Origin of the sequence: Mycobacterium sp. IS-1556 (assembly GCF_001499985.1) — a bacterium.
GTDB lineage: Bacteria > Actinomycetota > Actinomycetes > Mycobacteriales > Mycobacteriaceae > Mycobacterium.
On sequence record NZ_LQIM01000012.1, the window covers coordinates 179,498 to 199,441 of the forward strand.

The window sequence follows — 19,944 nt, forward strand, 5'->3', positions numbered from 1 at the left end:
ACCTCCTTCTCCGCCTCTCTGGACGGCTCCTTAAAGGACGTCGAAACTGCGGCGAGCTTAGCACCCGGTGCGCGGGAGTCTGAACGGCGCCACGACCGCGCTGAATCCGCCCGCCACGTCAGTAGGCTTGGCCGCGATGAAACTCGACGGCAACCAAGCGTCCATCCGCGAGGCGATCGACGCCGGACTCCTCGCCGGCGCCGTGACCCTGGTGTGGCACGCAGGTGAGATACGTCAGGTCAACGAGTTGGGCCATCGCGACGTCGACGCCCGGCTGCTGATGCAGCGCGACACCATCTTCCGCATCGCCTCGATGACCAAACCGGTCACCGTTGCGGCGGCGATGAGCCTCGTCGACGAGGGCAGGCTCGCCCTCACCGATCCCGTCGACCGGTGGCTGCCCGAACTCGGCGACATGCGGGTGCTGCTCGATCCGCGGGGTGAGCTCGACAAGACGACCCCGGCCCGCCGGCCCATCACGGTCGACGATCTCATGACCCACCGCAGCGGCCTGGCGTATCCGTTCTCGGTACTCGGCCCGTTGAGCCGGGCCTACGGCAGGATGTCGTTCCGCCAGGACCAGGACCGCTGGCTGGCCGAACTGGCACAGCTTCCGCTGGTGCATCAGCCCGGCGAGCGGCTCACCTACAGCCACGCCACCGACGTGTTGGGTATCGCGTTGTCGCGGATCGAGGGCAAACCGCTGGCAGACGTACTGCGCGAGCGGATCTTCGAGCCGCTGCGGATGACGGACACCGGATTCTCGGTGGGCACGGAGGGACGGCGCCGCGCCGCGACGATGTACAAGCTCGACCACAACAACGCGCTGCAGCATGACGTGATGGGCCCTGCGCCGATCACCGATCCGCCGTTCTGTACCGGCGGCGCGGGTCTGTGGTCGACGGTCGACGACTACTTGCGCTTCGCGCGCATGCTGTTGGCCGGCGGCGCGCTGGACGGCGTTCGCGTGCTCTCGGAGGAGTCGGTGCGGGTGATGCGCACCGACCGGCTCACCGACGAGCAGAAGCACCAGAACTTTCTCGGGGCGCCGTTCTGGGTGGGTCGCGGCTTCGGGCTGAACCTGTCGGTGGTCACCGATCCCGCGAAGTCACGTCAGCTGTTCGGGCCGGGCGGGCTGGGCACGTTCAGCTGGCCGGGCGCCTACGGCACGTGGTGGCAGGCCGATCCGTCGGCGGACCTGATCCTGATCTATCTGGTCCAGAACCTTCCCGAGGTCAGCGTCGACGCGGCCGCGATCGCCGGCAACACGTCGCTGGCCAAACTTCAGAGCGCTCAGCCGAAGTTCGTCCGCCGGACCTACCAGGCGCTCGACATCTAAAGCGTGCCCCCGTCGCCGGCCCCGCGCACCGCCTGCGCGGCGGCCCGGATCTGCGGCGTCACGAGCATCACCTGGCCCAGTACGCCGTTGACGAAACCCGGTGAGTCATCGGTCGACAACTGTTTGGCCAGTTCGACCGCTTCGTCGACGGCGACCGGCTCGGGCACATCGTCGGCGTGCAGCAGTTCCCACACCGCCACCCGCAGAATCGCGCGATCGACGGCAGGCAACCGCTCCAGAGTCCAGCCTTGAAGGTGCGCGGCGATCAGATCGTCGATGTGCGCGGAATGCTCGGTGACCCCCCGAGCCACCGTCACGGTGTACGGGTTCAGTGGCGCCACGTCGGACTCGTTCTCCGCCAAGGCATTGCGTGCCTCTGCCACCTCCGCCGAGGTGAGCCCGCGGGCCTCGGCCTCGAAGAGCAGGTCGACGGCGCGCTTGCGGGCCTGATGGCGGCCCCGGTCGGCGGGCCGACCAGTCCGGCCGGAGTCTCCTCGACGGTCAGGCATTCACCCGACCCAGATAGCTGCCGTCACGCGAGTCGACCTTGAGCCGGTCGCCGGTGTTGATGAACAGCGGTACCTGGATCTCGGCGCCGGTCTCCACCGTGGCGGGCTTGGTGCCGGCACTGGAACGATCGCCTTGCAGCCCCGGCTCGGTGTGCGTGACCTCGAGTTCGACGGTGACGGGCAACTCGAGGTACAGCGGCGAACCGTCGTGAAAGGCGATCTGCACCGGCATGCTCTCGAGGAGGAAATCGGCGGCGCGGCCGACCAGCGACTCGGGCAGCGGATGCTGCTCGTAGTCCTGGGAGTCCATGAACACGAAGTCGGAGCCGTCGCGGTAGAGATAGGTCGCGTCGCGCCGGTCGACCGTCGCGGTTTCGACCTTCACCCCCGCGTTGTAGGTCTTGTCGACGGTCTTACCGGAGACCACGTTCTTGAGCTTGGTGCGCACGAAGGCCGGCCCCTTGCCGGGTTTGACGTGCTGGAATTCGATGATCTGCCAGAGTTGCCCGTCGATCACCAGGACGAGGCCATTCTTGAAGTCGGCGGTCGTTGCCACGGTCGGTTGTTCTCCTGTTCAGAGGATGGCCAGTTCCTTCGGGAACCGGGTAAGCAAGTCGGAGGTGTCGTCTTGGGAGCCCGCCACGACGAGCGTGTCCTCGATGCGGACGCCGCCACGGTCGGGCAGATAGACACCGGGTTCCACGGTCACCGCAGAGCCAGCAAGCAGTGTACCGGCGGCCGCCGCGTTGATCCCCGGCGCTTCGTGGATCTGCAGACCCACCCCATGCCCGAGCCCATGTCCGAAGTTGTCGGCATAGCCGGCCTCGGCGATGACGCGACGCGACGCTGCGTCGACCTCCTTGAGCGACACCCCGGGCGCCAGCGCCTCCCGACCGGCGCGTTGCGCGGTGGCGACCAGTTCGTAGAGGTCGTGCTGCCACTGCGCGGCCGGTGCGAGCACAAAGGTCCGGGTCATATCCGAGTGGTAGCCGCTGACCAGCGCGCCGAAATCGATCTTGACGAAGTCGCCTGCGCCCAGCACCGCGTCGGTGGGCCGGTGATGCGGGATCGCCGAGTTGGGCCCGGCCGCCACGATCGTCTCGAACGACGCCCCGTCGGCGCCGTGCTCGAGCATCAGCGACTCGAGCTCGCGGCCGACCTCCTTCTCCGTGCGGCCCGCCCGCAGTCCGCCGCCGTCGACGAGGTCCCGCAACGCCGCGTCGGCGGCCTCGCAAGCCAGCCGCAGCAGCGCAACCTCGCCCGCGTCCTTGACTTCGCGAAGCGCCTCGACCGTTCCAGCCGCGCGCACCAGCTCGGTCTGCTCTCCGGCGGCAGCGGTCAACGCGGCGAACGCGTCGACGGTCACCACGTGACTCTCGAAGCCGAGCCGACGCACCCCATCCGCGGCGGCCCGGCGCGCCAGGTGCGGTCCGCAGGCCCGCTCGATGACGATCTCGGCGTCGGGCGCCTGCTGGGCCGCCTGCGTGCGGTAGCGGCCGTCGGTGGCCAGCACCGGCGTTTCCGTGTCTTTCCCGTCCACCCGGATGAGCAGGGCGGCGTTGGAGCCGGTGAACCCGCACAGATATCGCACGTTGACCAGGTCCGAAACCAGCATCGCGTCGAGCCCGGCGTTGGCGAGGCGCTCGCGCAACCGGTCCCGGCGCTGTGAAATAGTCACGGTCGATGACGCTACTCGCTAAGGTGAGGCCCCATGAGTAAGTGGTTGCTGCGCGGACTGGTGTTCGCGACCCTGATGGTGATCGTGCGATTGCTGCAGGGAACGCTGATCAACGCGTGGGAAACCAGGGCAGGGCTGATCAGCGTCGTGCTGGTGGCGCTGTTCGCGATCGCCGCGTTCGTTTGGGGTGTGATCGACGGCCGGGCCGACGCCCGCGCCAACCCGGACCCGGACCGCCGCGGCGACCTGGCGATGGTCTGGCTGCTGTCGGGCCTGTTCGCCGGGATCGTCAGCGGCGCGGTGGCGTGGTTCATCGGGATCTTCTACAAGAGCCTCTATGTCGAGGCGCTCCTCAACGAGGTCACCACGTTCGCGGCGTTCACCGCGCTGGTGGTGTTCTTGATGGCGATCGCAGGTGTGGCGCTCGGCCGCTACCTCGTCGACCGCAAGGCCGACCAGACACCGCATCTGCACCACGCCCACGATGACGACCGCGCCGATACCGACGTGTTCGCGGCCGTCGGCCGTCAGGACGCGGGCGGGTCCTCCGAGACAACACCACGCGACGACCGGGTGTAGCCGCCGAGGCTGGCCAAGTACCGCAGGGCGAGTACGTAGCCCTGCACGCCGAGGCCGACGATCACGCCGGTGGCCACCGCACTCAGGTACGAGTGGTGCCGGAATTCCTCGCGGGCGTGCACATTCGAGATGTGCACCTCGATCAGCGGCGCGCGCAGTTCGGTGCACGCGTCGCGCAGCGCCACCGACGTGTGCGTCAGTGCGCCGGCATTGAGGATCACCGGATCGCCCGCATCGGCGGCGGCGTGGATCCAGCCGAGCAGGTCGGCCTCGCTGTCGCTCTGCCGCACAACGGCTTTCAGTCCCATCTCCTCGGCCTCACGCTCGATGAGCGCGACCAGTTCATCGTGCGTGGCGCTGCCGTACACGTCGGGTTCGCGGCGGCCCAGCCGACCGAGGTTGGGGCCGTTGAGGATCAGCACCGTTCCGGTCATGACGCCACCGCTCCTATTTCTGCGTATGCCGCCGCAAGAAGTGACGGATCTGGGCCCTCCAGACGTCCCGGCTTGCCGAGGCCGTCGAGTACGACGAACCGCAGCACGCCCGCGCGGGTCTTCTTGTCCCCCGCCATGGTCTCCAGCAACTCGGGGAACGCGTCGGCGTCGTAACTGACCGGCAGGCCCAGCGAGGTGAGCACCGCCCGGTGCCGGTCGGCGGTTTCGTCGTCGAGGCGGCCCGCGAGCCGGCCGAGTTCGGCGGCGAACACCAGCCCCACCGACACGGCGGCGCCGTGGCGCCACTGGTAGCGCTCGCGGCGTTCGATCGCATGCGCCAGGGTGTGGCCGTAGTTGAGGATCTCGCGCAGTTGCGATTCCTTCTCGTCGGCGGCGACCACCTCGGCCTTGACCGCGATCGCGCGCCGGATCAGCTCGGGCAGCACGGTTCCGGTGGGATCCAGCGCGGCTTCGGGATCGGTTTCGATCAGGTCCAGGATGGCCGGGTCGGCGATGAAACCGGCCTTGACGATCTCGGCCATGCCCGCGACGAGTTCGTTGCGGGGCAGCGTCTCCAACGTGGCGAGGTCGACGAGCACGGCGGCGGGTTGGTGGAAAGCGCCGACCAGGTTCTTGCCCGCGTCGGTGTTGATGCCGGTCTTGCCACCGACGGCGGCGTCCACCATTGCGAGCAGCGTGGTCGGCACGTGGACGATGTCGATCCCGCGCAGCCAGGTGGCGGCCGCGAAACCTGCGACGTCGGTGGCCGCTCCGCCGCCGAGGCTGACGATCGCATCCCTGCGGCCGATCCCGATGCGGCCCAGCACTTCCCAGATGAATCCGACGACCGGCAGGTCCTTGCCTTTCTCGGCGTCCGGAATCTCGATGCGGTGTGCGTCGATGCCGGTGTCGGCCAACGTCTTGCGGATGAGCTCGGCCGTCTGCGCGAGCACGGGCTGGTGCAGGATCGCGACCTTGTGCCTGCCCTCGAGGGCACGTTGCAATTCGCCGAGCAGCCCGGCGCCGATGATGACGGGGTACGGCGGGTCGACGAGTACGTCTACGGTGACCGGGTCGGTGTGTTCAGTCACGGTTCGCCTTCATGTTTCGGGCGGCGACCGCCGCCGGTGACGGCGGCGCCTCGGTGCTGGGCTCGGCGGTGAGCGCCGACGGTCCGCGGCGCCAGGGTGGGCGACGCTTGCGCCGCTGCGGGTTGGGTGCGCCGGGGTTCTCCAGCCGGGTGACGATGTAGCGCACCACCGCACCGGGGTTGCGCCGGTTGGTGTTGACCCGGATCGTCGCCACCTTCCGGTATAGCGGAACCCGTTGCGACATCAGCGCTTTGAACTTCTCGTCGCGGTCGGCGCCCGCTAGCAGCGGACGCACCGTGCTGCCTCCGGTCCGGCGCACGCCCTCCGCGGCGCTGATCTCCAGGTAGATCACGGTATGACCGGCCAGCGCCTCGCGCACACCCGCCGTGGTGACCGCTCCCCCGCCCAACGACAGCACGCCGTCATGGGTCTGCAGCGCCGATCGGACGACCTCTTCCTCGATCCGGCGGAACTCCTGCTCGCCGTCGGTGGCGAAGATGTCGGCGATCGTGCGGCCCGTGGTCTCCTCGATCGCGGCATCGGTGTCGAGCAGCGAGAGTCCGAGCGCCTTGGCCAACCGCCGCCCGATCGTCGACTTGCCCGACCCGGGCAAGCCGACCAGTACCGCGCGCGGCGCCATCAGCCCGAGGCCTGCACCGGTCGCGTCGCCGGCTCACGGTCGCGCACCGCTCGCAAGTAGTTGTCGATGTTGGCCCGCGTCTCGGTCAGCGAATCGCCGCCGAACTTCTGCAGCGCCGCCCGTGCGAGCACCAGCGCCACCATGGTCTCGACGACCACGCCGGCGGCGGGCACCGCACAGACGTCGGAGCGCTGATGGATCGCGACGGCCTCGTCGCCGGTGTCCATGTCCACCGTCGCCAGGGCCCGCGGCACGGTGGAGATCGGCTTCATCGCCGCGCGCACCCGCAGCGGCTGGCCGTTGGTCATCCCGCCTTCCAGACCGCCCGCCCGGTTCGTCGAGCGCATCACCCCGTCGGGGCCCGGATACATCTCGTCGTGGGCGACGCTGCCGCGTCGGCGCGCGGTCTGGAACCCGTCGCCGATCTCGACACCCTTGATCGCCTGGATGCCCATCACCGCGGCGGCGAGTTGGCTGTCGAGCCGGTTGTCGCCGCTGGTGAACGACCCCAGCCCCACCGGAAGGCCGTTGGCGACGACCTCGACGACGCCGCCGAGCGTGTCGCCGTCCTTCTTGGCGGCCTCGATCTCGTCGATCATGGACTTTTCCGCGTCCTTGTCGTAGGCGCGGACGGGGCTCGCGTCGATCGCGGCCAGGTCGGCGGCCTGTGGCGGCGGGCCGTCGTACGGGTCTGACGCCCCGATCGAGATGACGTGGGACAGCACCTCGACGCCGAGCGCCTCTTTGAGGAACGCGCGGGCGATCGTGCCGGCGGCCACGCGGGCCGCGGTCTCGCGAGCGCTGGCGCGCTCGAGCACCGGACGGGCGTCGTCGAAGCCGTACTTGAGCATGCCCGCGTAGTCGGCGTGCCCGGGCCGCGGCCGGGTCAGGGGCGCATTGCGCGCGACGTCGAGCTCGGCGGGGTCCACGGGGTCCGGTGCCATCACGGTTTCCCACTTCGGCCACTCGGTGTTGCCGATCTCGATCGCGATCGGGCCACCGAGCGTGACGCCGTGCCGGACCCCGGCCAGCATCGTAACCAGGTCCTGCTCGAACTTCATCCGGGCGCCGCGGCCGTACCCGAGGCGACGGCGGGCCAGCTGCCCGGCGATGTCGTCCGAGGTGACGTGCACGCCCGCGACCATGCCTTCGACGACGGCCACCAGGGCGCGGCCGTGGGATTCACCAGCAGTGGTCCATCGCAACACGCGTCCCATCTTCCCACGTCGGCCGCCCGGCCCCGAATCAGCCGATCACCAGGCCATCGAGGATGCGGCCGAGTTCGGCTGCGGTGTGCCGATGCGCGGCCTTCTGGTCCTGCGCGCGGGCGACGATCATCGCCATCTCGCAGAGCGCGCCGAACAAGAAATGTGCCAGCGGTCCTGGTGGCCGCCTGGCGATCCGACCGGCTTCGACAGCGCGCACGATGGCCACTTCCATCATCTCGAGCAGCGGCGCCTCGAGGCGACGCACCTCCTCCCAGCCCAGCGCGGTGAACGCGTCGAGCAGCACGATCCGCTGCAGCCCCGGTTCGAGGCATTCGTCGAGGAATGCCCGGCACGCGGACCCGAACGCGTCCCACGGGTCCTTCCTGCGCCGATATGCGTCGACCAGCGGCCCCGCCATCCGCTCGATTTCGCCGGTGAACACCGCCTCGAACAGTCGGCGCTTGCCCTCGAAGTGGTGGTAGACGGCGCCCTTGGTCACATTCGCCCGTGCAGCGACCACATCCAGCGAGGTGGCCTCGTAACCGCGCTCGGCGAACAGCTGACGCGCCGCGACCACCAGCGCCGAGGTGGTCGCCTCGGTGCGCTCGGCCTGTGTCCGCCTTGCGCCCTTCGTCGCCACCGCCGAACGATATCCGGTCACAGGTCCGCGGGCTGCGTGCGTGGCCAGCGGTCGACAACCCGATTCGACTGCTGGGCAAGCCTTTCGTCGTTCACAACACTCCGTAGACGCGATAGTCGACGTGGTTCGGCGAAAGAACGTTGTAGCCCAGCGCGACGACCTCGCTGAGCCATGCATAGCGCTCGTCGGCGGTGGCGAACCTGGGCGTCGTTCGCACGTAGGTCTCGTCGAAAGGAAGGACCTCACCGCGTGCCAACCGCTCGAGTCCGTCCGCGGGGACCTTGATGATCCCTGCGCTCTCGAAGTGGATGAGCACACCGTCGTGCGTGCGCAGTGTGACGCGGACATCGACCCGACCGGACCCGTCGTCACCGACGAGAAGCCAGTCCCCGCCGCCGGGCAGCACTTCACCCCGCAGCCGTGGCCCATCGATGGTTCCACCGTCCGCGATGAACGTCATCCGGGCACCGGTAGGTGTCGAGATGGGTTGCGCCGGCTGGAGATCGACGTGCATGTCGAACAGGTGCTCGACGGGCAAGGCGTCGACGAGCGGTAGCTGGTCGACCGCGGCCGCCGTCACGCGCCGGCCCCTTTCATCGAGGCCATCATCTGCGCCGAGTCGATGAACGAGTCCTTGCGTGCGACGAGCCCCTCGCGCGAGACAACCACCACATCGAGGCAGTCGAAGCGCACACCGCCGGAGATCAACGCCCAATCGAGTATCCAGTGGGCATCGCCGTAGAGCACCCGATAGGTCTCGAAGGTGAAGTCCGGGAACTGCTCGAAGAACCCGGCGAACGCCTCGCGCGCATTGTCACGCCCGACGACCGGCTCCGCGCCCACATGTGTCCAGAACCGGGTGTCCTCGGTATGCAACCCAGCGATCGCGTCCGGGTCGCGTTTCGCCCACGCGGCGAAATACCGCTCCGAAAGGGCCTTCAAATCAGTTTGCATACTCGCAGTATGCAATAACCTACTCTGAGTATGCAAGAGTAGAGCTGCTCGCCTCGCCTGGCATTAGAGCGTCACCAACGCCGTCGCCGTTGCCGCCGCGAGGCACATCGAAACGCCGTGCGGGACAGTCGCTTCCCGATGCCGAGCCACGACGAGGGCCCACGCGGCCGTGATCAGTGGAGCTCCCATCGCGGCCAGCGTCCACACGTCGATGCCGAACGCACCCGTCAGCGCGCCGACACCGATCGCGAGTTTGACGTCGCCGGCGCCCATCGCCGCCGGTGCGAGCAGATGCGTCGTCACGTAGACGGCGAACAGCGCGACGGCCCCGGCCACCGCCGGAAGCCCGCGATCTGCCATCGCCGCAGCGCTCAGAATGACGAGCGCGCCCGGCAAGGTGAGCCAGTTCGGTAGTCGCCGCTCTCGGATGTCGCAGACGCTCAACGCCACGAACCACCACAGCACCGCAGCGCAAGCCACTCCCCCCATTCACGAAGGCTAACGGGCGCGCAGTACTCCCGGAGTCACCGAATCGGCCCACCGACTTGCACCGCGGTAAGCCGAACGCTCAGCTCGCGTCGAGCGCCGCTGCCATCGCTTCACGCGGTGCCGGGCGACCGGTGAACTGCTCGACCTGAGCGAACGCCTGGTGAAGCAGCATCTGCAGACCACTGATGACCCGCCCGCCGGCGTCCAGTACCGCCGCGGCCAACGGCGTCGGCCACGGGTCGTAGATCGCATCGAGCACAAGCGGGACGTCTGCGAACGCGGACGCGTAGCGCGCGGCCGCATCGGCGGGAATGGTGTTGACCATCAGATCCGCGTCGATGACCGTGCTGCGCAGTTCGGGGCCGTCGACGTCACACCACCGGGCGTCGGCACCCAACCGCGTCGCCAGATCCACCAGCGGCGCGGCCTTCTCGGGGTTCCTCGCCGCCACAGTCACCCGCTGGACTCCGAGCTCTGCCAGCCCGACGACCGCCGCCGGTGCCGTGCCTCCGGAACCCACCACGATCCCGTGCCCGGCCGTCACGTCGCCCAATGCTCCTGTCACACCGTCGATGTCGGTGTTGTCAGCTCGCCAGCCCGCCGGTGACCGGACCAACGTATTCGCCGAGCCGACGAGTTCGGCGCGGGTGGTGCGCTCGTCGGCGACCTCCAGCGCCGCGAACTTGCCGGGCTTGGTCACCGATACGCCGACCCAGTCGGGGCCGAAACCGGTGACGAGGCCGGGCAATTGCTCGGCTGTGCACTCGATTCGCTCGTAGGTCCAGTCGTGCAGGCCCAGCGCACGGTAAGCCGCGAGGTGCAGCTGCGGCGAGCGGGAGTGCGCGATCGGCGAACCGAGCACCGCCGCCCTACGGCGTGCGCTCATCGCGCGGAATCGAGCACACCGTTGCGCTGAGCCAGTTCGATGTTCGCGAGGTGCTCCTGGTAGTCCCTGGTGAACAACGTCGTGCCCTGCATGTCGATGGTGACGAAATACAGCCAGTCCCCGGGCGCAGGTTGCTCGGCGGCGGCCAGCGCCGCTTGGCTCGGCGAGCAGATCGGGGTCGCCGGAAGCCCGGGCCGGACATAGGTGTTCCACTGGTTGTGTTGCGCGCGATCGACGTCGGTGGTGGCCACCTCGATGCGGTCCAGCGGGTAGTTGACCGTGGAGTCGAACTCGAGCGTGCGGTTCTCGGCCAGCCGGTTGTAGATGACGCGCGCCACCTTGGCGAAGTCCTCGGGTGTCGACTCCCGCTGCACCAGCGAGCCCACGGTCAAGATCTGATACGGCGACATCTTCATGGCCGCGGCCGTCTCGAGTAGCCCCCCGTTCGCGTATTGCGTTGCGCTGGCGGAGATCAGGTTCGACAGGATCTCCTGCGGCTGCGCCGACGGGTCGATGTTCCACGTGCCCGCGGCGATCAACCCCTCGAGGCGCCGATGATCGTCTCCCATCGCGGTGACGGGCTCGATGGCCCAGTCCGGCACCGCCAGCGCCGCCGGCGCAACCGTCCCGGCCACCCGCTTCAGCGCGTCCGCCGACACACAGTGGCGCTCGCCGTCGAGGTCGACACACGTCGCGCGGGAGATCAGGCTGAGGATGCCGTCGGTGACCGCGTCGGTCTTCACGTCACGGACATCGTCGAGCTGACGTCCCTCGGGGATGGTGAGCTTACCGACCCGGTTCTGCGGATCTGCCAGCCGCTCAACGGCGTTGGCCGCCGGAATCTCGGTGCGCAGCTTGTAGAAGCCGGGCTGGATCGCCGAGATCGCGTCGTTGCCCTCGGCGGCGTCGACGAACGCGCTGGCCGTCGCGACGATGTTGTGCTCCTGCAGCGTCTTGCCGATCGCGGTGGTGGAGTCGCCGTCGTGTACCTGGATCACCACATCGGCGACGCCCTCGCCGGTGAAGTCGTTGCCGCCGAACAACGAGTGCCACAATTTCGAGCCGAGGAACACCGCGCCGACGACGACCACGATCAGCAGGCCGACCGCCAAGCTGCCCGCCAGGCGACGCCTGCGCCGGTTCCGCGCCTGCCGGATCCGGTCCGCGCGGGTCGTCCGGCGCCGCGGTGGGCCGACCGCAACCGGTTCGGCCCGTTCGCGGCCCCAATGGTCAGTCATCCACGACCTCTCCGTGCGCGGCACGGTGCTCTTGTGCCCCTTGTGTCCCCGGCGCCGCGCGCCGCTGGTCCAGCCAGTTCTGCAGAATGCCTACCGCTGCCGCTTGGTCGATGACCGAACGCTGGCCCCTGGCCCGAACGCCGGCCTCTCGCAACGAGCGTTGAGCCACCACGGTAGTGAGTCGTTCGTCCGCGAGTCGCACGGGTGTCGGCGCGATCCGCGCAGCGAGCGCATCGGCAACCGCGACGGCGTCCTGAGCGGAGGACCCGGAGCGGTCGGCGAGCGTGCGGGGCAATCCCACGACGACCTCCACGGCGCCCAAGTCTTGAACCAGGCCGGCGAGCCGTCGGATGTGCCGGTCCGAGTCCTTGCGCCGGTCCCGCGCCACGGTCTCGACCGGCGTGGCGAGGATGGCGTCCGGGTCACTGGCGGCCACCCCGATGCGCACGCTGCCGACATCGATGCCGATCCGTCGACCGCGTCCCGGGTCCGGAGGGTTCAGGGCACCCCCGGGCCGATCCGGCCGACGATCGTCCGATGCTCGTCGCGCAAGCGGCTCATCGCCGGCAGGTGTGGACTTCACGCGGCTAGCTCCGGTGAATCTCTGCGCGCAGCGCGGCCAATGCCGCGTCGATTCCTGCCGCCCCTTTACCGGAACCCTGTGCGAGATCGGCCTTGCCGCCACCCCGGCCGTTGACCGGCGCGCCCAAGTGCTTGACCAGGTCGTCGGCCCGCAGACCGAGGTCTTGTGCCGCCGGGTTGACCGCCACCACGAACGGGACGGTGTCGTTCTCGCCCTCGGCGATCAGCGCGACGACGGTGGGGTCGGCGCCGAGCTTGCCGCGGACGTCGCCGACCAGCGTGCGCAGATCACCGGCCGACATCCCACCGGCCATCCGCTGCGCCACGAGACGGACCTTACCGACAAGTTCCGCGCCCGCGGCGGCATTTGCTGCGGCGGCGCGCGCGTTCGCCAGGCGCAGCCGGTCCAACTCCTTCTCGGCCGCTCGCAGCCGCTCGACCAGATTCGCCACTCGGTCAGGCACCTCGTCGGACGGCACCTTCAGCGACGAGGCGAGGCCGGCCATCAAGGCTCGCTCCTTGGCCAGGTGGCGGAACGAGTCCAGACCGACGTAGGCCTCGACGCGGCGCACCCCGGAGCCGACCGACGACTCGCCGAGGATCGTCACCGGACCGATCTGCGCGGAGTTGTGCACGTGAGTGCCGCCGCACAACTCCAGCGAGAACGGGCCGCCGATCTCGACCACGCGAACCTGATCGGGGTACTGCTCGCCGAACAGCGCCATCGCGCCCATCGACTTGGCCTTCTCCAACTCCGTGGTGAACGAGTGCACCTCGTAGTCGGCTTCGACGGCTTCGTTGGTGACTTCCTCGATCTGGCCGCGCTGCTCCTCGGTGAGCGGACCCTGCCAGTTGAAGTCGAACCGCAGGTACCCGGGCCGGTTCAGTGAGCCGGCCTGAACCGCGTTCGGCCCCAACACCTGTCGCAGCGCGGCGTGCACCATATGAGTTCCGGAATGGCCCTGGGTCGCGCCGTGCCGCCACCGCGGATCCACGGCAGCGATCACCGTGTCACCCTCGACGAACTCACCGGACTCGACGTTGACCCGATGTGCCCACAGGGTTTTCGCGATCTTCTGCACATCGGTGACGGCGGCCTTCGCCGCGGTGGAGGCCCCCGAGCCGCTGATCGTGCCCTCGTCGGCGATCTGACCGCCGGACTCGGCATAGAAGGGGGTGCGGTCCAGGATCAGCTCGACCCGGTCCGGCTGCGGGCCACCGCCGGCGGCCGCGCCGCCGATACCGGCACCGTCGTGGGATACGACGGGCACCCGCTTGCCGTCGACGAAGATCCCGAGAATCCTTGCTTCCGAGGACAATTCGTCGAAACCGGTGAACTCGGTCGGTCCCGCGTCGACGAGCTCGCGGTACGCCGACAGATCGGAGTGCGCCTGCTTGCGGGCGGCCGCGTCGGCCTTGGCGCGCTGGCGCTGTTCGGCCATCAGGCCGCGGAAGCCCTGTTCGTCGACGGAGAGCCCCTGTTCGGCGGCCATCTCCAGCGTGAGCTCGATCGGGAACCCGTAGGTGTCGTGCAGGGTGAACGCGTCGGAGCCGGACAACACGGTGGCGCCCTTGGCTTTCGTCGCACCCGCGGCCTCGTCGAACAACCGCGAACCCGCGGCGAGCGTGCGGTTGAACGCGGTCTCCTCGGCCACGGCGATCCGCTCGATGCGGTCGAAGTCGGCCACCAGTTCCGGGTACGACGGGCCCATCTCGTCACGCACGGTGGCCATCAGATCGGCCATGATCGGCTGCTCGACCCCGAGAAGTTTGGCCGCGCGGATGATCCTGCGCAACAGGCGGCGCAACACATAGCCGCGACCCTCGTTGCCGGGGCTCACACCGTCGCCGATGACGATCGCCGCGGTCCGGCTGTGGTCGGCGATGATTCGGTAGCGCACGTCGTCGGAGTGGCTGCCCTGCCCGTATCCGCGGGGCGCACGCTCCGCCATGAGGTCGATGACCGGTCGCACCAGGTCCGTCTCGTAGACGTTGTCCACGCCCTGCAGCAGGCAGGCCACCCGCTCGATGCCCATGCCCGTGTCGATGTTCTTGCGCGGTAACGGGCCGAGGATCTCGAAGTCCTCCTTCGAGGTGCCCTCGCCGCGCTCGTTCTGCATGAAGACGAGGTTCCAGATCTCGATGTAGCGGTCCTCGTTGACGACCGGCCCGCCCTCGGCGCCGTAGTCGGGGCCACGGTCGTAATAGATCTCCGACGACGGCCCGCACGGCCCGGGGATGCCCATCGACCAGTAGTTGTCCGCCATCCCGCGGCGTTGGATGCGCTCCGGTGGCAGCCCGGCGACCTCCTGCCAGAGCGCTGCCGCTTCGTCGTCGTCCAGATAGACCGTCGCCCATAGGCGCTCCGGTTCGAGCCCGTAACCCCCTTGATCGACCGGGTTGGTCAACAGCGTCCAGGCGAATTCGATGGCGCCCTTCTTGAAGTAGTCGCCGAACGAGAAGTTGCCCGCCATCTGGAAGAAGGTGTTGTGCCGGGTGGTGATGCCCACCTCATCGATATCGGGGGTGCGGATGCACTTTTGAACGCTGGTGGCCCGACTCCACGGCGGCGCCTGCTGGCCGAGGAAGTAGGGCACGAACTGCACCATGCCGGCGTTGACGAACAGCAGATTGGGGTCGTCGAGGATCACCGAAGCGCTCGGCACCTCGGTGTGGCCCGCTTTCACGAAGTGATCGAGGAAACGCTTCCTGATCTCGTGTGTCTGCACGTCTGATACATCCTTGTAGTTTCGCTGGTACCTGCGACTATTCGACCGCACTACAGTACCGGTCGCCGTTGCCGCGCCGAAAAGTCAACGAACGGGCGTCGCTTCCGGTGCCCGTGCCGCCTTCAGGCTGCGGCGATGAAGCTCAGGCGCACGTTACGGCGCGGGTTGTCGCGGTTGAGGTCGACGAGCACGATGCTCTGCCAGGTGCCGAGCAGCGGTTGGCCGTCCTGCACGGGCAGAGTGACCGACGGCGACACCAGCGCCGGCAGGACGTGGTCGGCGCCGTGGCCCGGTGAGCCGTGCGAATGGCGGTAGCGGTCGTCCCGCGGAAGTAGGCGGTCGAGCGTGTCGACGAGATCGTCATCGGATCCGGCGCCCGTCTCGATGATCGCCACACCCGCGGTCGCGTGCGGTACGAAAACGCTGCACAACCCGTCGCGGTGGCGGCCGCAGAAGGAGCGCACCGCATCGGTCAGGTCGACGATGCGGCGCTGGCCGGTCTCGATGTCGAGCACGTCGGAGTCCACGCCTTCAAGGGTACGAGGCGCGTCCCCGATCGACCCGGGCCGTTTATTGACGTCTGTGTCGGGGTATCTCACTGGCACCCCGAGACCCTGGAGGAACAATGACCATCACCGGCGTAATCACCGCCATCTTGATCGGCGCAGTCGTCGGCGTGCTCGCCCGCCTGCTCCTGCCCGGCAGGCAGCCCATCGGCATGCTGGTGACCGTTCTCGTCGGCATCGTGTCGGCGTTGATCGGCACGGCGATCGCCCGTGCGCTCGGCCTGCCCACCGCCACCAGCGGAGTCGACTGGGTCGAACTTCTCGTCCAGCTTGTCGTCGCCGTGATCGGTGTGGCCCTGGTGTCCGCGCTCATGGGCCGTAGGCGCACCGGCGTGATGGGCACGCGTCGTCGCGGCGGCGTCATCCGGTAGCCGATCTGCCCCCGCGATCCCGGCTGCTTCCCCCGGCAGCCGGGATCGCTTCTGTCACAATGTCTTCAGCAGCGCGTCGAGCTTCTCGTAGCCTTCTTGCATGCCGCCCTCCATGCCGGAGGACAGCAGCGCGTCGCGGGCCTCGACGTTCGGGCAGATGGACCGGCCACGCAGCCTGCTGCGGCCACCGCCGAGGTCCTCGAACCACATGTACTCGATGTTGACCTGATCGGGCGCGCCGTCGAATTCGAAGGTCTGCAGGACGAACTCGTTCTCGCGCACGGTGTGGAAGGTGCCGTTGAAGCGGTACTCCCCACCCTCGTCCTTGTGCGAATAGCGGTAGCCGCCGTGGCTCTTGAAATCCCACTCCTCGATCGTCATCTCCAGCCCGTGCGGGCCCAGCCATTTCTTCATCAGGTCGGCCTCGGCGTGCGCGCGGAACAGCGCTTCGACGGGGGCGTCGAAATCCCGGGTGAACTCCATCGCGAGCGTGTCGACGGGCGCGGTCAGGTTCAGGGCATTGGTCATTTCTCGGTTCCTTTCTCTTCGGTCATGTCCGCCAGCAGGACATCCAGCCGGCGGTAGTTGCGTTCGGCGTCAAGCCGATACCGGTCGATCCATGCAGTCAGCCGCTCCAACGCAGCCGCGTCCAGGTGGACCGGCCGTCGCTGCGCGTCGCGGGTTCTGGTGACCAGGCCCGCCTGCTCGAGCACCTGAATGTGCTTGGACACCGCCTGTTTCGTGATGTCGAACGGCGCCGCCAGGTCGTTGACCGTGGCCGGCCCCCGCGACAGCTTCGCCACGATGGCGCGCCGAACGGGGTCGGCCAGTGCCAGGAAGGCACGGTCCAGCCGGGCGTCTGCATTCCCATCACCTCTCAATTGTCAACCTTTTGTTTGATCAACTGTTTTATTGATTACCAAGGTAGAGGCCCCTGCGGTACGTGTCAAGAGGTTCTCTTTCTCACGGTGAAGCCAGGGTTGTGACATGCGGGCGGATCGCAGCACGGGCACCCGTTGAATTGTTTGCGCTCCGGGAGGAAGCTAGGTAGATCCGGTGGCGCCACCGGGGCGCCGCCCCGACGCAGAGGGGTTGGATCCGTGTACGCACGCTCTACGACTATCGAGGCGCAACCGGGGTTCATCGATGCCGGAACCGCCTATGTCCGTGATGAAGTCATGCCGGCTCTAGAAGAAATGGATGGTTACGTCGGCCTGTCGATGTTGGTCGACCGGGAGTCCGGCCGCTGCATCGTCACCAGCGCCTGGGAAACCGAGGAGGCGATGCGCTCCAGCACGGAGAAAGCGGCTTCGCTTCGGGAACGGGCCGCGGAGATCTTCGGCGGCAGCGCCACGGTCGATCCATGGGAACTCGCGGTGCTGCATCGTGACCACCGCTCGACTGAGGGCGCCTGTGTGCGGGCGACGTGGCTGAAGTTGCCGCCAGATCACGCCGACCGGGCCGTTGAGTTCTATCGGACGTCGGTGTTGTCGGCACTGGAGAACCTCGAAGGTTTCTGCAGCGCCAGCTTGATGATCAACCGCTCGTCGGGGCGCGGGGTGTCATCGGCGACGTTCGACAGCCGCGACGCCATGGAGCGTAACCGCGAGCAAGCGAGCGAACTGAGGAACGCGCGGACCCGAGAATTGGGTGCCGACGTGATCGACGTCGGTGAATTCGAGCTCGCGATCGCACACCTGCGGGTGCCTGAGCTGGTCTGACGGCATCAGCGCTTGCGGCGGATGATCGCGCGCAACTTGTCCAGGCGACCGGCGATGTCGCGTTCGTTGCCGTGGGTGGTCGGCTGGTAGTAGTCGACGCCGACGAGCTCATCGGGCGGATACTGTTGCGGCACAACGCCATCCGGGTCGTCGTGGGCGTACTTGTAGCCGATCGCGTTGCCCAGTTTGGCTGCGCCCGAGTAGTGGCCGTCGCGCAGATGTGGCGGCACCAGGCCCGCCTTGCCCGCTTTGATGTCGCTCATGGCCGCGCCCAGTGCCGTCGTCACGGCATTCGACTTCGGGGCCGTCGCCAGGTGGACGGTGGCGTGCGCCAACGTCAGTTGCGCCTCGGGCATGCCGATGAGTTGGACGGTCTGCGCGGCGGCGACCGCGGTCTGCAGCGCGGCCGGGTCGGCCATCCCGATGTCCTCGCTGGCCAGGATCATCAGCCGCCGGGCCACGAAGCGCGGGTCCTCCCCCGCCACCAGCATCCGGGCCAGGTAGTGCAGGGCGGCGTCGACGTCGGAGCCGCGGACCGACTTGATGAACGCACTGATCACGTCGTAGTGCTGATCGCCGTCGCGGTCGTAACGGACCGCGGCCTTGTCCAGTGACTGCTCGATGGTTTCGACGGTCACCTCGTCCCCAGCTTCAGCGGCCACCTCGAGCGCGGTCAGCGCACGGCGGGCGTCACCGGCCGACAGTTGTACGAGGAGTTCGACGGCCTCGTCGGTGACCGTGACTGTGCCGCCGAGGCCGCGCGGGTCCTCGATGGCGCGACGGACCAGCGTGCGTACGGCGTCGGCGCCCAAGGGCTGCAACTGCAGGATCAGCGACCGGGAGAGCAGCGGTGCGACGACCGAGAACGACGGGTTTTCGGTCGTCGCGGCGACCAGTGCCACGACGCGGTTCTCGACGGCCGACAGCAGCGCGTCCTGCTGCGTCTTGGAGAACCGGTGCACCTCGTCGATGAACAGAACGGTCTGCTCGCCGTAGGCCGCCGCGCGCCGGGCCACATCGATGACCGCGCGGACCTCCTTCACCCCCGCAGACAGCGCCGACAGCGCTTCGAACCGGCGGCCGGTGGCCTGCGAGATCAGCGCCGCGAGCGTCGTCTTACCGGTGCCGGGCGGTCCGTAGAGGATGACCGACGCCGCGCCGGAACCCTCGACCATCCGGCGCAGCGGTGAGCCCGGTTGCAGCAGGTGATCCTGCCCGACGACCTCGTCGAGCGTCGCCGGACGCATCCGCACCGCCAGCGGTGCTGACGCCCCGACGGGGCCGACCGCGCTGGGGCCGGTATCGCCGGGCACATCGAACAGACCGTCGGACACGCTTTCTGCTTACCACCGTTTGCGCCGAACGGGGGTTACCCGCACGCGACGTGCGCTCCGGACGTGTATCGACCACACACTCGAACGCCTATGGGGTCGCGGTCACGAAGTCGATCAACTCCTCGACCCGGCCGATCAGTGCTGGCTCGAGGTCGGTCCAGTCGCGGACGCGGCCGCGGATGCGCTGCCAGGCCCTGGCGGTGTCGGCCTGCTGGGCGGCGGGCCAGCCCAGCGCACCGCACACGCCCTTCTTCCAGTCGACCCCCTTCGGCACGACGGGCCACGCCTCGATGCCCAGCCGTTCGGGCTTGACCGCCTGCCAGATGTCGATGAACGGGTGGCCGACGACGAGCGTGTGCTCACCGCCGGGTCCTTGTCGGACGGCTTGCGCGATGCGGGCCTCCTTCGAGCCCGCCACCAGATGGTCGACGAGCACCCCGAGCCGGCGGCCCGGCCCTGGTCGGAAATCTTCGACGACGGCCACGAGATCGTCGACGCCGCCGAGGTGCTCGACGACAACTCCCTCGATTCGCAGATCGTCGCCCCACACCTGCTCGACGAGTTCGGCATCGTGTCGGCCCTCGACGTAGATGCGGCTCGCCAGCGCGACCTTCGCCCGCGCGCCGGCCACGGCGACCGACCCCGACGCGGTGCGCGTCTGCTTCGGCGCCGTGCGTTTGGGCGCGGTGAGGATCACCGGCTTGCCGTCGATCAGGTAGCCCGGCCCGATGGGAAAGGGCTTGCGACGTCCGCGCCGGTCCTCCAACTCCATCCGGCCGTACTCGATGCGCACGACCGCGCCGACGTACCCGGTCTCGGCGTCTTCGACGACGAGACCCATCTCCACCGGCTGCTCGGTGGAGCGGATCTTGCGATGGGGGTTGTGGGACAGGACATCGGAGCCATAGCGATCAGCCACCGGGTGATCGTAGGGTCACCTCCCCACGCGAGCAGAC

The 19,944-nt window shown here is 68.5% G+C and carries 23 protein-coding genes and 1 pseudogene; 4 read left to right on the plus strand and 20 right to left on the minus strand.

Features of this window, described 5'->3' with window-relative positions:
* Window positions 1-136 precede the first annotated feature (136 nt).
* Window positions 137-1,339, plus strand: coding sequence for a serine hydrolase domain-containing protein (locus AU187_RS10135; protein WP_059100163.1), 1,203 nt, complete (start codon window positions 137-139; stop codon window positions 1,337-1,339).
* On the opposite strand, the gene nusB is transcribed toward AU187_RS10135, so the two are convergent.
* From nusB to AU187_RS10150, 3 genes are read right to left on the minus strand one after another with little or no spacing between them, the layout of a single operon-like run.
* Entirely contained in the window at window positions 1,336-1,848 is a 513-nt protein-coding gene (nusB, locus tag AU187_RS10140; RefSeq protein WP_059099949.1) for a transcription antitermination factor NusB, read from the minus strand. The genes AU187_RS10135 and nusB overlap by 4 nt on opposite strands.
* On the minus strand, window positions 1,841-2,404 hold the full coding sequence (gene efp, locus AU187_RS10145; RefSeq protein WP_059099948.1) for an elongation factor P: 564 nt from the start codon (window positions 2,402-2,404) through the stop codon (window positions 1,841-1,843). The genes nusB and efp overlap by 8 nt, the downstream gene beginning before the upstream one ends.
* Before the next feature lie 18 nt (window positions 2,405-2,422).
* Complete coding sequence (locus tag AU187_RS10150) at window positions 2,423-3,526, minus strand: M24 family metallopeptidase (protein ID WP_059099947.1); 1,104 nt, start codon at window positions 3,524-3,526, stop codon at window positions 2,423-2,425.
* Window positions 3,527-3,559: 33 nt separating this feature from the next.
* On the opposite strand from AU187_RS10150, the gene AU187_RS10155 reads away from it, so the two are divergent.
* Window positions 3,560-4,105 carry a B-4DMT family transporter gene (locus AU187_RS10155; protein WP_059099946.1) on the plus strand — a complete coding sequence of 182 codons (546 nt, stop codon included), beginning with the start codon at window positions 3,560-3,562 and terminating at the stop codon, window positions 4,103-4,105.
* Here AU187_RS10155 and aroQ read toward each other — a convergent pair.
* The 13 genes and pseudogenes from aroQ to AU187_RS10220 form a co-directional block, all read right to left on the minus strand.
* Complete coding sequence (gene aroQ / locus AU187_RS10160) at window positions 4,054-4,539, minus strand: type II 3-dehydroquinate dehydratase (RefSeq protein ID WP_059099945.1); 486 nt, start codon at window positions 4,537-4,539, stop codon at window positions 4,054-4,056. The genes AU187_RS10155 and aroQ overlap by 52 nt on opposite strands.
* Complete coding sequence (gene aroB / locus AU187_RS10165; RefSeq protein ID WP_059099944.1) at window positions 4,536-5,630, minus strand: 3-dehydroquinate synthase; 1,095 nt, start codon at window positions 5,628-5,630, stop codon at window positions 4,536-4,538. The genes aroQ and aroB overlap by 4 nt, the downstream gene beginning before the upstream one ends.
* Window positions 5,631-5,763: 133 nt before the next feature.
* A pseudogene (locus tag AU187_RS10170) lies at window positions 5,764-6,270 on the minus strand (shikimate kinase); the annotation flags it as partial.
* A complete protein-coding gene (gene aroC, locus AU187_RS10175) occupies window positions 6,270-7,478 on the minus strand; it encodes a chorismate synthase (RefSeq protein ID WP_059100162.1) in 1,209 nt (402 codons plus the stop codon). The gene aroC and the pseudogene AU187_RS10170, both read right to left, overlap by 1 nt.
* A gap of 37 nt (window positions 7,479-7,515) precedes the next feature.
* Window positions 7,516-8,118 carry a TetR/AcrR family transcriptional regulator gene (locus AU187_RS10180; RefSeq protein WP_059100161.1) on the minus strand — a complete coding sequence of 201 codons (603 nt, stop codon included), beginning with the start codon at window positions 8,116-8,118 and terminating at the stop codon, window positions 7,516-7,518.
* Window positions 8,119-8,209: 91 nt separating this feature from the next.
* Window positions 8,210-8,698, minus strand: coding sequence for a DUF3237 domain-containing protein (locus tag AU187_RS10185; protein WP_059099942.1), 489 nt, complete (start codon window positions 8,696-8,698; stop codon window positions 8,210-8,212).
* On the minus strand, window positions 8,695-9,072 hold the full coding sequence (locus tag AU187_RS10190) for a nuclear transport factor 2 family protein (RefSeq protein ID WP_059099941.1): 378 nt from the start codon (window positions 9,070-9,072) through the stop codon (window positions 8,695-8,697). Before AU187_RS10190 ends, AU187_RS10185 begins: the two co-directional genes overlap by 4 nt.
* Window positions 9,073-9,135: 63 nt before the next feature.
* Entirely contained in the window at window positions 9,136-9,552 is a 417-nt protein-coding gene (locus tag AU187_RS10195; protein WP_231740338.1) for a prepilin peptidase, read from the minus strand.
* Window positions 9,553-9,640: 88 nt separating this feature from the next.
* Window positions 9,641-10,447, minus strand: coding sequence for a shikimate dehydrogenase (locus tag AU187_RS10200; RefSeq protein ID WP_059099939.1), 807 nt, complete (start codon window positions 10,445-10,447; stop codon window positions 9,641-9,643).
* Window positions 10,444-11,685, minus strand: a complete 1,242-nt coding sequence (locus AU187_RS10205) for an endolytic transglycosylase MltG (protein WP_059099938.1) — start codon at window positions 11,683-11,685, stop codon at window positions 10,444-10,446. The genes AU187_RS10200 and AU187_RS10205 overlap by 4 nt, the downstream gene beginning before the upstream one ends.
* Window positions 11,678-12,268: a Holliday junction resolvase RuvX gene (ruvX, locus tag AU187_RS10210; RefSeq protein ID WP_059099937.1), complete on the minus strand. Its 591-nt coding sequence runs from the start codon at window positions 12,266-12,268 to the stop codon at window positions 11,678-11,680. Before ruvX ends, AU187_RS10205 begins: the two co-directional genes overlap by 8 nt.
* 4 nt (window positions 12,269-12,272) lie before the next feature.
* Window positions 12,273-14,996, minus strand: coding sequence for an alanine--tRNA ligase (gene alaS / locus AU187_RS10215; protein ID WP_059099936.1), 2,724 nt, complete (start codon window positions 14,994-14,996; stop codon window positions 12,273-12,275).
* 122 nt (window positions 14,997-15,118) lie between these two features.
* Complete coding sequence (locus AU187_RS10220) at window positions 15,119-15,511, minus strand: secondary thiamine-phosphate synthase enzyme YjbQ (protein WP_156425539.1); 393 nt, start codon at window positions 15,509-15,511, stop codon at window positions 15,119-15,121.
* A 110-nt stretch (window positions 15,512-15,621) separates the two neighbouring features.
* Between AU187_RS10220 and AU187_RS10225 the strand changes: the two genes are divergently transcribed.
* A complete protein-coding gene (locus AU187_RS10225) occupies window positions 15,622-15,933 on the plus strand; it encodes a GlsB/YeaQ/YmgE family stress response membrane protein (RefSeq protein ID WP_059099934.1) in 312 nt (103 codons plus the stop codon).
* 54 nt (window positions 15,934-15,987) lie between these two features.
* On the opposite strand, the gene AU187_RS10230 is transcribed toward AU187_RS10225, so the two are convergent.
* Together AU187_RS10230 and AU187_RS10235 are read right to left on the minus strand one after the other, a co-directional pair.
* A complete protein-coding gene (locus AU187_RS10230) occupies window positions 15,988-16,461 on the minus strand; it encodes an SRPBCC family protein (protein ID WP_059099933.1) in 474 nt (157 codons plus the stop codon).
* Entirely contained in the window at window positions 16,458-16,814 is a 357-nt protein-coding gene (locus AU187_RS10235; RefSeq protein ID WP_059099932.1) for an ArsR/SmtB family transcription factor, read from the minus strand. Before AU187_RS10235 ends, AU187_RS10230 begins: the two co-directional genes overlap by 4 nt.
* A gap of 219 nt (window positions 16,815-17,033) precedes the next feature.
* Here AU187_RS10235 and AU187_RS10240 point away from each other — a divergent pair, with 219 nt between their 5' ends.
* Window positions 17,034-17,654, plus strand: a complete 621-nt coding sequence (locus tag AU187_RS10240; protein ID WP_059156982.1) for an antibiotic biosynthesis monooxygenase — start codon at window positions 17,034-17,036, stop codon at window positions 17,652-17,654.
* A gap of 5 nt (window positions 17,655-17,659) precedes the next feature.
* Here the strand turns inward: AU187_RS10240 and AU187_RS10245 are convergent, their stop codons facing one another.
* Together AU187_RS10245 and AU187_RS10250 are read right to left on the minus strand one after the other, a co-directional pair.
* On the minus strand, window positions 17,660-18,988 hold the full coding sequence (locus tag AU187_RS10245) for a replication-associated recombination protein A (RefSeq protein WP_059099930.1): 1,329 nt from the start codon (window positions 18,986-18,988) through the stop codon (window positions 17,660-17,662).
* Window positions 18,989-19,076: 88 nt separating this feature from the next.
* Window positions 19,077-19,907: a DUF3097 domain-containing protein gene (locus tag AU187_RS10250; protein WP_059099929.1), complete on the minus strand. Its 831-nt coding sequence runs from the start codon at window positions 19,905-19,907 to the stop codon at window positions 19,077-19,079.
* Window positions 19,908-19,944: the final 37 nt, after the last annotated feature.

Coding starts and splice junctions, on each gene's coding strand:
- AU187_RS10135 (WP_059100163.1), top strand. CDS start 137: ATGAAACTCGACGGCAACCAAGCGTCCATCCGCGAGGCGATCGACGCC.
- nusB (WP_059099949.1), bottom strand. CDS start 1,848: ATGCCTGACCGTCGAGGAGACTCCGGCCGGACTGGTCGGCCCGCCGAC.
- AU187_RS10190 (WP_059099941.1), bottom strand. CDS start 9,072: ATGCAAACTGATTTGAAGGCCCTTTCGGAGCGGTATTTCGCCGCGTGG.
- AU187_RS10225 (WP_059099934.1), top strand. CDS start 15,622: ATGACCATCACCGGCGTAATCACCGCCATCTTGATCGGCGCAGTCGTC.
- AU187_RS10200 (WP_059099939.1), bottom strand. CDS start 10,447: ATGAGCGCACGCCGTAGGGCGGCGGTGCTCGGTTCGCCGATCGCGCAC.
- aroQ (WP_059099945.1), bottom strand. CDS start 4,539: ATGACCGGAACGGTGCTGATCCTCAACGGCCCCAACCTCGGTCGGCTG.
- AU187_RS10155 (WP_059099946.1), top strand. CDS start 3,560: ATGAGTAAGTGGTTGCTGCGCGGACTGGTGTTCGCGACCCTGATGGTG.
- AU187_RS10230 (WP_059099933.1), bottom strand. CDS start 16,461: ATGACCAATGCCCTGAACCTGACCGCGCCCGTCGACACGCTCGCGATG.
- AU187_RS10205 (WP_059099938.1), bottom strand. CDS start 11,685: ATGACTGACCATTGGGGCCGCGAACGGGCCGAACCGGTTGCGGTCGGC.